Below are 12,569 nucleotides of genomic sequence, written 5' to 3'. Positions count from 1 at the left end.
AATCGAACTTACTCAGAAGTGAAATATTATAAGGAGAGAAGTATGTTTAATGAACGTCTTAAATCACACCATGATGTCGGAAATATTATAGGACAGCATTTTGGAAGAATGAAAAGACCCGTTTCATCTGAAGAGGTGGAAAAAATACTGTCAAAAAAAGCAAAAGAAGAAATAGGAGGAATGTATGTTCATATTCCTTATTGTGATAAAATATGCTCTTTCTGTAATCTAAACAGGAAACAGTTGGATAATGATTTGGAAGATTATACAGCTTTTCTGATTGGAGAATTTGAAAAATACGGTAAAACAAACTATATGCAAAGTAAAAAACTGGATGTACTGTTTTTTGGCGGAGGGACTCCGACGATATTGCGAGAACACCAGCTTGAAAAAATATTTAAATCTATAAGAAAAAATTTCAGGTTTACTGACAATTATGAATTTACTTTTGAAACAACATTACATAATTTAACATCGAAAAAAATAGAGATTTTACAGGAAAATGGAGTAAATAGACTAAGTATAGGTATTCAGTCATTTTCTCCGAAAGGAAGAGATACCTTAAACAGGACATATGGAAAAGAAGAAACTGTAAAAAGGCTGAGAAAATTAAAGGAAATATTTAACGGACTTGTATGTATAGATATAATTTATAATTACCCTGAACAAACAGTAGAAGAAGTGACTGAAGATGCGGCTATTATTGCAGAGTTGAAAATAGACAGCGCGAGTTTTTATTCTTTGATGATTCAGGAAGGTTCAAAAATGTCGAAAGATATAAGTGACAATACATTACAGTTGAATTACAAGTTGGAAACTGATAAAAAACTTCACGATGCATTTATGGAATATCTTCTTTCAACAGGCGAATATGAAATACTTGAATATACGAAAATTGTAAGAAAAAATAGAGATAAATATAAATATATAAAACATCTGAATGCAGGCTATGATTTACTTCCGATAGGAATAGGTGCCGGAGGAAAACTGGATAATATAGATATGTTCAGAATGAATTATGAAAGACAGTTTTTTATGATGAGCAGTGAAGAAGAAAGAAAGTTGAAAATATTAAGCGGACTGTTCCAATATCCGAAAGTTTATTTTTCAGATATTAAAAAATATATTTCTGAAGAGGTATTTAAAAAAATATATGAATTATTTAAGATTTACGAAGAGAAAAAATATTTAAAGCTGTATGATGAACATTATGAAATAACTCCTAACGGAATATTTTGGGGAAACAATATAGACAGTGAAATAATAAAATTATGTCTGGGAGGTAAGTAATGAGTACATTAGTAATATATTCGACACTGACAGGAAATACACGGAAAATTGCTGAAGCAATATATGAAGTTATAAGCGGTGAAAAAAAAATAGCAGATGTAAAGGATATAATAAACATTGACAAACTTGAGAAATATGATAAAATAATATTCGGATACTGGGTAGATAAAGGTGATGCTGACGAAAGAATAAAGAAAATTATGGAAAAAGTAAAAAATAAAACTGTAGGAGCATTTGGTACATTGGGAGCCGAGCCTGAATCTGAACATGCAAAAAAATGTATGGAAAAAGTAAAGGAATTTTTGGAAAAAAATGGCAATAAAGTCGAGCGGGAATTTATATGTCGAGGAGCTATAGATCCTAAGCTTTTGGATAAATTCAGAAAAATCGGGATGTCAGGACATCATGCCTCTACACCTGAAAATGAAAGACGTTGGGCTGAAGCTGCAAAACATCCTGATGAAAATGACTGTGAAAATGCAAAGAAAATTTTTAAAGGATTTTAAAAATTAAAAAAGAAGATTTCGGAAATATAATTAAAGACAGTGATTAAAAATTTCTGTAAGGAGTTTTTTTATGAAAAAGTCAATTTTACTAATAATTTTAATGATAGGAATGACAGTATATGCTGAGAAATTTACTCCGGATAACGGGACATCAGAAAAATATAAAAATATAACATGGTTCAGTACTAAAGTTCCAGAGTCGGAAGAGGAAGTTTTATTTGATGATGAAGGTAAATATAATTTTCAGATTATAGAAGAGAAAAATACAAGCTATTTGAAACAATGGTTTCCTTTGGCCTATACCGAATGTTTCTGTCATTCGAGAAAAAAAATAAAATATATGAATGATGTGCTTCCGGAAAATAAAAGTGAAATGGAACAGGAAATAAAAACTCACATAGAAACTTATAAAATATATCCTGACAGTAGAAAAGGAGTATTTTATGTAGAGAATTTTCTTGATCTTAAAGGAGAAACACATAAAAAAATGTATTTTGGATTTGACAGGAAGCTCAAAAAGATTGTTATACTTGATGAAAAATTGAATATAATTGAAATATTAGAAAAAGCAAATAAAGAATAAATATGTTCTAATTTTTAAAGTGTGGAGAAATCATTTTAAATTCTATTGTTTATAGTCATTTTAATATTTCTATAAAAATTTTATTATTTATTTATGATGTATTAATAATTTATATGTTTGTATTTTGATTTTTTATTGGATTTATGAGATTTTTAAAATTGTAAAGAAAAAATACTTGACAACAATATCAAAATTTTATATAATTATTGAAGAAAATTTGATAGAATATAATCAATATGCAAAAATAGAATTTGGAGGTAAAATTTAAAATGGTTAAATTAAGATTAACAAGATTGGGTAGAAAAAAGGTTCCTTTCTATAGAATAGCTGCAATGGAAGCATTGACACAAAGAGATGGTAAAGCAATAGCATATCTTGGAACTTACAATCCGTTGGCACAAGATGATAAACAGGTTGTATTAAAAGAGGAAGAAATATTGAGATTTTTATCTAACGGTGCTCAGCCTACAGAAACTGTGAAAAGCATTTTAACTAAAGCGGGAATTTGGGAAAAATTTCAGGCAACTAAAAAGAAATAAATATAAAAAGGCACTTTATAAAAATATACTGTGCCTTTTCCTTTTTAATATCCCTAATTTGTATTTTTTAGGGATAAAATTGTTAAAAATTTTTATCTAAAAAATTTAAATAAAATAAATTTCATAAATATAAATGTAAAATAAAATACAAGAAAAATAAAAATAATTAAATTGATATAAAAAAATTAAAAAAGAATAAAGTATTTAATTTGTCAGAAATAATAAAATTCTTTATTTTGAAGAATAGAAAATTAAAGATATAAAGAAAAATAAACAAAAAATTTGTAGAAAGTTGATTTTAGAATTAGAACCATAAAAACTTAATCAGGAAGTAGAAACTAGATTTCAGGAAACTGAAAAAATAAAAAAAAATTGAAAATAACAAAATAATTATGGAGTAAAACACGATAGCTTTATTATTGAAATTTCGGTATTTTTTATATGAGAAAATTCTTATTTTCACAAGGGAAAACTATTGTTTTAATTAAAAATATATGATAGAATTGTTGTATAGTAAAATATTTTAATAGCAAATATTTTGAATATGAAAATAAATTCCAATATTTAAAATGATTTAAGTAAAATATTTTTAAATTTAATAAAAAACATACGGAGGAAAAGAATGAAACTTTCTAAAAATAGATTGTTGAATATGTACGAATTAATGCTTGATGCAAGAAATTTTGATTTAAAAGTAAATCAGCTTGTAAAAAGAGGTATGGTGCCTGGTATGACACATTTGTCTGTAGGTGAAGAAGCTGCGAATATAGGAGCTTTAGCAGCTTTAAATCCTGATGACATTATTACTTCCAATCATAGAGGACATGCTCAGGTAATAGGAAAAGGTATAGATTTGAACGGTATGATGGCTGAAATAATGGGAAAAGCTACAGGGACTTGTAAAGGAAAAGGCGGATCAATGCACATTGCCGATCTTGAAAATGGAAATCTGGGGGCAAACGGAATTGTCGGAGGAGGACACGGAATAGCAGTCGGTGCGGCATATACTCAAAAAGTGAAAAATACGGGTAAAATTGTTGTCTGTTTTTTTGGAGACGGAGCCACAAATGAAGGGAGCTTTCATGAAGCGTTAAATCTGGCTTCAGTATGGAAAGTTCCGGTTATTTTTTATTCCATTAATAACGGATATGGAATAAGTACATCAATAAACAAGGTAATGAATATAGAACATATATATGAAAGGGCAGGTTCTTACGGAATACCCGGTTATTTCATAGAAGACGGAAATGATGTTCTTGCAGTTTATGAAACATTTGAAAAAGCTGTAAAATATGTAAGAGAAGGAAAAGGTCCGGTATTAGTGGAAAGTATAACTTACAGATGGTTCGGACATTCAAGCTCAGATCCCGGGAAATATAGAACAAAAGAAGAAGTTGATGAGTGGAAGAAAAAGGATCCTAATATAAAATTCAAAAATTATTTAATTGAAAATAAAATAGCTACTGAGGAAGAATTGGAAAAAATGGATGAAATTTCAAAGAAAAAAATAGAAGAATCAGTGGAATTTGCTAAAAATAGTCCTGAGCCTACGATAGAATCTGCATATGAAGATATTTTCGCCGATTAGGATTATGTTGATAAATTAAGTATTAGAACGGATAAGTGGATAAAAGTATATTTTAGAAATCACGTGGGAGGAAAACGTAAAAATGAGTGATAAAACAAAATTAATGAATGTAAAAGAAGCGATAATAGCAGCAATGTCCGAAGAAATGAGAAGAGATGAGAATGTATTTCTAATGGGAGAAGATGTAGGAATATTCGGAGGAGATTTCGGAACATCGGTAGGTATGCTTGAAGAATTTGGACCTGAAAGAATAAGAGATACTCCTATTTCTGAATCGGCAATATCGGGAACTGCCATAGGGGCTGCAATGACAGGATTAAGACCTATTGTTGATGTGACATTTATGGACTTTATAGTATATATGATGGATAATATAGTAAATCAGGCTGCAAAAACAAGGTATATGTTCGGAGGAAAAGGACAGGTACCTGTAACTTTCAGATGTGCGGCGGGATCGGGGGTAGGTTCGGCAGCACAGCATTCTCAGTCACTGGAATCATGGTTCTGTCACATTCCCGGATTAAAAGTTGTAGCACCGGGAACTCCGGCAGATGTAAAAGGACTATTGAAAGCATCAATAAGAGATAATAATCCTGTAATATTTCTCGAGTATAAAGCTCAGTATAATATGAAAGGGGAAGTGCCTTTGGATCCTGATTTTATTATTCCTTTAGGAAAAGGGGAAATAAAAAAAGAAGGAAGTGATATAACTATAGTTACATATGGAAGAATGCTGGAAAGAGTTATGAAAGCGGCTGAAGAAGTGGAAAAAGACGGAATAAGCGTCGAAGTTGTCGATCCAAGAACTCTTATACCTTTAGATAAAGAATTGATATTGAATTCTGTGAAAAAGACAGGAAGAGTAATTTTAGTTAATGATGCACATAAGACAAACGGATTTATTGGAGAAATATCTGCAATGATTTCAGAAAGTGATGCATTTGATTTTCTTGACAGTCCGATTGTAAGACTGGCGGCTGAAGATGTTCCTGTCCCTTATAACCACACGCTTGAAACAGCTTTATTGCCAAATGTGGAAAAAATAAAGAACACAATTTATAAAGTAATGAATAAACAATAATAGAAGGTGAAAATATGGAAAATGATAAATTAAGAGCCACGCCCGCTGCAAGAGAAGCTGCAAGAAGATTTGGAATAGACCTTTTTAAGATACAGGGAAGCGGAGCGAAAGGCAGAGTCCATAAAGAGGATGTTGAAACTTTTAATTATGAAAAAAGAATTCAGATATCACCTCTGGCAGCTAAAATAGCCGAAGAATATAAAATAGATTTGAATAATGTAACAGGTAGCGGTCACAATGGGAAAATAATGAGAGATGATATACTGAAATTAATTGCAAAACCGAAAGAAAAAGAAGAACTTATAAGACATGAGATACCTAAGACTGTAGAAGAGAAACAGGTCAATGAAAGTGATATAGAAATGATACCTATGTCACCTATGAGAAAAGTAATTTCAAAAAGGATGTCGGAAAGTTATTTTACTGCTCCTACATTTACATTAAATTACGAAGTAGATATGTCTGAGGTAAAATCCCTGAGAGAAAAAATTTTAGGAACAATATTAGAGAAAACAGGGAAAAAAGTTACAATTACCGATATAATATCGTTTGCAGCAGTAAAAACGCTTATGAAATATAAATATGTAAATTCAAGTCTTTCAGAAGACGGAAGCCGGATTATTTTTCATAACTATGTAAATCTGGCAATAGCGGTAGGGTTGGATGACGGTCTTTTAGTACCTGTAATAAAAGATGCCGATAAAATGACTTTGAGCGAACTGGTTATAAAGTCAAAAGAAATAGTATCCAAAGCGCTGGAAATGAAACTTTCTCCTGCTGAGCAATCAGGAAGTACATTTACTATAAGTAATCTAGGAATGTACGGCGTGGAAAATTTCAATCCTATTATAAATCAGCCGAATTCGGCAATATTAGGAGTAGCGGCCACAGTAGACAAACCTGTTGCTGTAAACGGAGAAGTGGTTATAAGACCGATTATGACACTTAGTCTGACGGTAGACCATAGAGTAATAGATGGACTTGCAGGAGCAAAATTTATGCAAGAACTGAAACAATTATTAGAAAATCCTATATCAATGTTAGTATAAACGAAAAGGAAGTGAGTTGAATGGCAACGGAAATTATAATGCCTAAGGCCGGTATAGATATGACGGAAGGGCAAATAATAAAGTGGAACAAAAAAGAAGGTGAAAAAGTTGAAGCCGGAGAAATATTACTTGAAATTATGACAGATAAGACAAGTATGGAACTGGAAGCGGAAGAATCGGGATATTTAATCAAAATATTGAAAAATGAAGGTGAAACGGTTCCTGTTACACAAATTATCGGATATATAGGAGCAGAAGGGGAAGCAATACCTGAAGATACAAATGCAGAAGAAAGTACTCCTTCAGTTGAAAAATCAGAATCCGTACAGACTGAAGCAAAAGCGGAGATAGAAGAAAAACCGAAAGTTGCAGCACAGAAAGGTGAAGATGAATTTGACATTGTAGTAATCGGAGGAGGACCTGCAGGATATGTCGCAGCAATAAGAGCGGCACAATTGGGAGGAAAAGTAGCAGTTGTTGAAAAAAGTGAGCTTGGAGGAACATGTCTGAACAGAGGATGTATACCTACAAAAACATTTTTAAAAAATGCTGAAATAATAGAAGGGATAGAAATATCCGCAAAAAGAGGTATAATTCTTGAAAATGAAAACTTCAAAATAGATATGCCGAAAGTGGTAAATCTGAAAAATGAAATTGTTAAAACTTTGACAAATGGAGTACAGGGTCTACTTAAAAGTAATGAAATAAAAATATTTAAAGGAATAGGAAAAATCAATAAAGATAAAGATGTAGTAATAAATGGCGAAAAAGTATTGAGAACTGATAAAATAATCCTTGCAGGAGGTTCAAAAGTAGGAACGGTAAATGTACCGGGGATAGAAAGTAAAAAAGTTCTTACAAGTGATGATATTCTTGATTTAAAGGAAATTCCAAAGTCCCTTGTAGTAATTGGAGGAGGAGTTGTAGGAATAGAACTGGGTCAGGTATACCTTTCATTTGGAAGTAAAGTGACAGTAGTGGAAATGATGGATAGAATAGTTCCCGGAGTAGATAGGGAAGCTTCTGAAACTCTAAGAAAAGCTTTAGAAAAAAAAGGAATGAAAATATTGACATCTTCAAAAATAAATGAAATTGTCGATCAGGGAGACAAATTAGTTGTTAAAGTTGAAGGAAAAGAAGATATAGTGGCTGAAAAAGCATTGCTTTCCATAGGAAGAGTTCCTGATTTGGAAGCAGTAGGTGAAATTGAACTTGAAATGGAACGTGGAAAAATTAAAGTTGATAAATTTATGGAAACAAGTGTAAAAGGAATATATGCTCCGGGAGATATAAACGGAATAAAAATGTTGGCTCATGCCGCATTTAGAATGGGAGAAGTTGCAGCTGAAAATGCAATACTTGGAAATCACAGAGAAATAAAACTTGAAACAACTCCGTCAGCAATTTATACAATTCCTGAAGTAGGAATGGTCGGATTGACTGAAGAACAGGCAAAAGAAAAATATGACATAAATGTAGGTAAGTTTGCTTTTGTTGGAAACGGAAGAGCGTTGGCTTCAGGAGATACTACAGGATTTGTCAAAGTAATTGCGGATAAAAAATATGGAGAAATATTAGGTGTTCACATTGTAGGTCAATGTGCTGCTGAAATTATAAACGAAGCTTCATCTTTAATGGCAATGGAAATTACTGTAGATGAAGTAATAAAGACAATACACGGACATCCTACATATTCAGAAGCATTGTTTGAAGCATGTGCCGATACTCTGGGAGAAGCTGTACATTTGCCTAAAAAGAAATAATAATGAAAGGGTCTGAAAATAATGATATATGTTGTTAATAATTCAAATAATCCCGCTTATAATATAGCATTGGAAGAATATTGCTTTAAAAATTTAAAAGAATATGATCAGATTTTTATACTTTGGATAAATGAGCCTACAATCGTTGTGGGAAAGTACCAGAACACTATTGAAGAAATAAATTCCGAATATACAAAAAAGAATGGAATTCATGTAGTGAGGAGAATTTCCGGAGGCGGAGCCGTGTATCATGATTTAAATAATCTGAACTATACAATTATTTCCAATACTAATAAAGGGGAAGAATTTAACTTCAAGGAATTTTCTATACCTGTAATTGAAACATTAAAAGAGTTAGGCGTAAAAGCTGAATTTACCGGAAGAAATGATTTGGAAATAGATGGACAGAAGTTTTGCGGTAATGCCCAGGCATATATAAAAGGAAGAGTGATGCATCATGGGTGTTTACTTTTCAATGTTGATTTAAGTGTACTTGGAGAAGCTCTGAAAGTCTCAAAAGATAAAATAGAATCTAAGGGAGTAAAATCAGTTAGAAGCAGAGTTACAAACATATTACCTCATTTAAAAGAAAAAATTACGATCAAAGAATTTGCAGACAAACTCATGGAATATATGAAAAAACATTATCCTGAAATTAAAGAATATAAATTCAATGAGGAAGAACTGGCCATAATTAAAAAAAATTCTCTGGAAAAACATAGTAGTTGGGATTGGGTTTACGGAGAATCTCCCGAATACAATATAACAAGAGGTAAGAGATTTCCTTATGGGAAAATTCAAATTTTTGCCAATGTTGTAAATTCTAAAATAAAAAATATAAAATTTTACGGTGATTTTTTTGGAGTTAAGGATTTAACTGAAATTGAAGAAAAACTTATAGATACGAAGTATACAACAGAGGATATAAAAGGAAAACTTAAGGATATTGATATAAAAGAATATTTTGCGGGATTTTCGCTTGATGAAATAGTAGAAGCTATAGTTGAATAATTATTATAAATTAAAAACAATATTTAATAATAAATACATATTTTTCAAAGTTGTAGGTTCATACTTTTTCCGATTTTATAAAATAATAAAATATAATTCAAGTATCTTTAGAGTTTATTAAGTGATATTCAATAATTATTAATAAGTGTAAAAGTAATAAATATGTGAGGAAATCGGTGAAACAAGTTATAATGAAAAATAAAAAAATACGGCATAATTAAGTGCCGTATTTTTAATTTTAAGTTATGGTTAATTTATAACAGACTCAGAGTATTTGGAATATAAAGATTACTAACTTCATTATAATGTCTTTAATCATAATTCTAGTTAAAGTTATAACTGTATAGAGTTAAGAATATAAATTTTTTTATTTAAAAAAGCTTATAAATGTTGTAATAATACTTACATTTACAAAATCAATAAATAATGCACCGACAATAGGAATAACAAAAAATGCTATTTTTGAATATTTATATTTCTCACAGACTGATTTCATATTGGAAATCCCGTTAGGAGTAGCTCCGAGACCAAAACCGCAATGACCTGAAACTATTACTGCCGCATCGTAATCGGACCCCATTACTTTGAAAGTAACAAAATTAAGGTAGAGATAAATGAGGATTGTTTGAGCAAGTAACAGAATCAACATTGGTCCCGCAAGATCTATGAGTTCCCATAATTTTAAAGACATTAATGCCATTGCTAAAAATAAATTTAGTGCCACATCTTCCAAAATGCTTATTTCTTTAATAGGAGAGTTGATTAAATCCGTATTATCTGAAATATTTCTTATTATGGCAGCAATGATCATAGGACCTATATATACAGGAAAGTGCATTTTAGGTAGCAAATGATTTATTAATAAGGATAGATAGGAACCTATCCCCATTGCAATTAATATCTGGAAAAAAGCACGGGAAAATTTTTCTCCATCAAGAACCGGTTGAAGTTTTTTTATAAGAGTTTCATCAATATTTTTATCTATATTTTCTTTTTTTTCAGATTTTTTCGACAATTCAGATTCAGGAAGCAATTTGTATTTCATTATAAGCCTATTTGCAATAGGACCTCCTAACATTGAACCTACAAGCAGTCCGTAGGTAGCTGAGGCAATGGCAACCGTCTGAGCTCCTTTTATTCCAAGCTTTTCAATTGAAGGAGCAATTGCAGCTGAAGTTCCATGTCCTCCTGTCATAGGTGTAGATCCTGTCATCATAGCTAGAAGAGGATGCAGGCCTACAAATTTTGAAAGTAGGACAGCAACCAGATTTTGCGAAATACATAATATTGCAGCAATAATTAGAAATATAAAAACTTTTTTTCCTCCTTTTTTTAGAACTTTAATACTTGCGTTAAAACCGACACTTGTAAAAAACATTATCATAAAAAATATCTGTAAGGTAGTATCAAACTGAATAGTTACAATATTAAGTTGTTTCATTCCGAAAGAGAACAATGAAAAAATCATACCTCCTATAACAGGAGATGGAATACAGTATTTTTCAAAGAAATAGACTTTATTTCTTAATTTTTTTCCTATTGTTAAGAGAATAACCGCCAATCCTATGGCTTGTATCATATCAAGTTTAATTATAGTTATAATTATCACACCCTTTTTGTAAACATATTTTTAAATTATACTATATATCTTTGAACTTTTCAAGGAAATTGAATGTTATATAAAAATAAACTGTTTAATATTATTAAATTTAAGAAGAAATATGGAATAATAAATATTTAGGAATTTTTTCAATATTGTAAGAGATAGAAACTTTTTGATTTGATAATATATAATAATCATAGAAAAATTATTTTTAGCTGTATAAATGCTTTTTAAAAAACATCGTCAATCAGGAAAGAAAAGTATATAATCCAATATTATTAGTTTTAATAATATCAAAGTAAATTGATTTATGGGAATTAAACATTAACATATAGATATATTTAAATGCTGCCCTTTCTCTTAAAATATGCCTTTCATATTGGATTAAATATCAGAGTACCGATATATAAAAGATAATTTGTATTTAAGCGCTTACCAAAAGCGTTTAAATTTAAACATCCAAAAAACAAGGATATTCTTGATTTTTTAGGAAAAGAGAGATATTGTTAAAATTTTGTATAAAAGTAATTCTATCTGTGATATAATTAAATACAGTGAAAAAAACAGGAGGAAAATATGAAATCAGGATTTATATCAATAGTAGGAAGACCGAATGTAGGAAAATCTACACTGATGAATAAACTTGTAAAAGAAAAAGTAGCTATTGTATCGGATAAGGCAGGAACAACAAGAGATCAAATAAAAGGAATTGTAAATATAGGAGAAAATCAGTATATTTTTGTAGATACTCCCGGAATACATAAACCGAAGCATCTGTTAGGAGAACATATGACGGATATAGCTTTGGAAACTTTAAATAATACAGATTTAATAATATTTATGCTTGACGGAACAAAAGAAATATCCACCGGAGATATTTTTGTAAATGAGCATATAAGAGAAAGTACCTCCCCTGTAATAGCCGTTATAAATAAAATTGATAAAATGAATGATGAACAGATTAAAGAAAAAATAGATGAAATAAAAGAGAAGTTGGGAGAGTTTTCAGATATAATAACTTTAACTGCTGAATATTCCATAGGCATACATAAAATTTTTGAAGTGGCGGAAGGATACCTATCAAATGATGTCTGGTTTTATCCTGAAGATTATTACACGGATTTACCTGTAAATAAAATTGTAGTGGAAACAGTAAGGGAAAAAATACTTCATAATACAAAAGATGAAATTCCTCACAGTGTAGCAGTGGAAATAATAAATGTAGAAACAAAGAAGAATATAAGAAAATATGACGTTAATATATATGTGGAAAGGGAAAGCCAGAAAGGCATAATAATAGGAAAAGAAGGATTGATGCTTAAAAAAATAGGAATAGAAGCAAGACATGAAATAGAGGCACTTATAGAATTAAAAGTAAATTTGAAGTTATGGGTAAAAGTAAAGAAAAAGTGGAGAAAAAATAAACAATTTCTTAATGAAATGGGCTACAAAGTAAAAAATAAAAAATAAATATATTTAGATAAACTAATAGATGAATAAAAGTAATTGAAAAAAGAGGTTTTAGTGGAATTTTTTGAAAAATTTTGAAATAATCT

Annotated in this window: 11 protein-coding genes; 10 read left to right on the top strand and 1 reads right to left on the bottom strand. The window is 30.2% G+C overall.

Going from position 1 to position 12,569, the window contains the following annotated elements; translation table 11 throughout:
• Window positions 1–42 precede the first annotated feature (42 nt).
• From EII29_RS02750 to EII29_RS02710, 9 genes are all read left to right on the top strand, one after another.
• Window positions 43–1,290: a coproporphyrinogen-III oxidase family protein gene (locus EII29_RS02750; RefSeq protein WP_125236021.1), complete on the top strand. Its 1,248-nt coding sequence runs from the start codon at window positions 43–45 to the stop codon at window positions 1,288–1,290.
• Entirely contained in the window at window positions 1,290–1,796 is a 507-nt protein-coding gene (locus EII29_RS02745) for a flavodoxin family protein (RefSeq protein ID WP_125236020.1), read from the top strand. Before EII29_RS02750 ends, EII29_RS02745 begins: the two co-directional genes overlap by 1 nt.
• A 70-nt stretch (window positions 1,797–1,866) precedes the next feature.
• Complete coding sequence (locus EII29_RS02740; RefSeq protein ID WP_125236019.1) at window positions 1,867–2,379, top strand: hypothetical protein; 513 nt, start codon at window positions 1,867–1,869, stop codon at window positions 2,377–2,379.
• A gap of 269 nt (window positions 2,380–2,648) precedes the next feature.
• Window positions 2,649–2,918 (top strand): 30S ribosomal protein S16, encoded by a 270-nt coding sequence (gene rpsP / locus EII29_RS02735; RefSeq protein WP_125236018.1) that lies wholly within the window; start codon window positions 2,649–2,651, stop codon window positions 2,916–2,918.
• 622 nt (window positions 2,919–3,540) lie between these two features.
• The gene (locus EII29_RS02730; RefSeq protein ID WP_125236017.1) at window positions 3,541–4,506 is read left to right on the top strand and encodes a thiamine pyrophosphate-dependent dehydrogenase E1 component subunit alpha; all 966 of its coding nucleotides are present in this window, start codon (window positions 3,541–3,543) and stop codon (window positions 4,504–4,506) included.
• An 82-nt stretch (window positions 4,507–4,588) separates the two neighbouring features.
• Window positions 4,589–5,587: an alpha-ketoacid dehydrogenase subunit beta gene (locus tag EII29_RS02725; RefSeq protein ID WP_125236016.1), complete on the top strand. Its 999-nt coding sequence runs from the start codon at window positions 4,589–4,591 to the stop codon at window positions 5,585–5,587.
• 14 nt (window positions 5,588–5,601) lie between these two features.
• Entirely contained in the window at window positions 5,602–6,636 is a 1,035-nt protein-coding gene (locus EII29_RS02720; RefSeq protein ID WP_125236015.1) for a dihydrolipoamide acetyltransferase, read from the top strand.
• A 20-nt stretch (window positions 6,637–6,656) separates the two neighbouring features.
• Window positions 6,657–8,399, top strand: a complete 1,743-nt coding sequence (gene lpdA / locus EII29_RS02715) for a dihydrolipoyl dehydrogenase (protein WP_125236014.1) — start codon at window positions 6,657–6,659, stop codon at window positions 8,397–8,399.
• A gap of 21 nt (window positions 8,400–8,420) precedes the next feature.
• Window positions 8,421–9,410 carry a lipoate--protein ligase gene (locus EII29_RS02710; RefSeq protein ID WP_125236013.1) on the top strand — a complete coding sequence of 330 codons (990 nt, stop codon included), beginning with the start codon at window positions 8,421–8,423 and terminating at the stop codon, window positions 9,408–9,410.
• Window positions 9,411–9,777: 367 nt separating this feature from the next.
• On the opposite strand, the gene gltS is transcribed toward EII29_RS02710, so the two are convergent.
• Complete coding sequence (gltS, locus tag EII29_RS02705; protein WP_233573233.1) at window positions 9,778–11,019, bottom strand: sodium/glutamate symporter; 1,242 nt, start codon at window positions 11,017–11,019, stop codon at window positions 9,778–9,780.
• A gap of 570 nt (window positions 11,020–11,589) precedes the next feature.
• Between gltS and era the strand changes: the two genes are divergently transcribed.
• On the top strand, window positions 11,590–12,483 hold the full coding sequence (era, locus tag EII29_RS02700) for a GTPase Era (RefSeq protein WP_125236012.1): 894 nt from the start codon (window positions 11,590–11,592) through the stop codon (window positions 12,481–12,483).
• The last annotated feature ends 86 nt before the right edge of the window (window positions 12,484–12,569 follow it).

It is taken from the genome of Leptotrichia sp. OH3620_COT-345 (genome assembly GCF_003932895.1).
Lineage (GTDB): Bacteria > Fusobacteriota > Fusobacteriia > Fusobacteriales > Leptotrichiaceae > Pseudoleptotrichia.
Note: the sequence above shows the minus strand (reverse complement) of the source record. Positions and strands in the feature narration are given on the sequence as shown.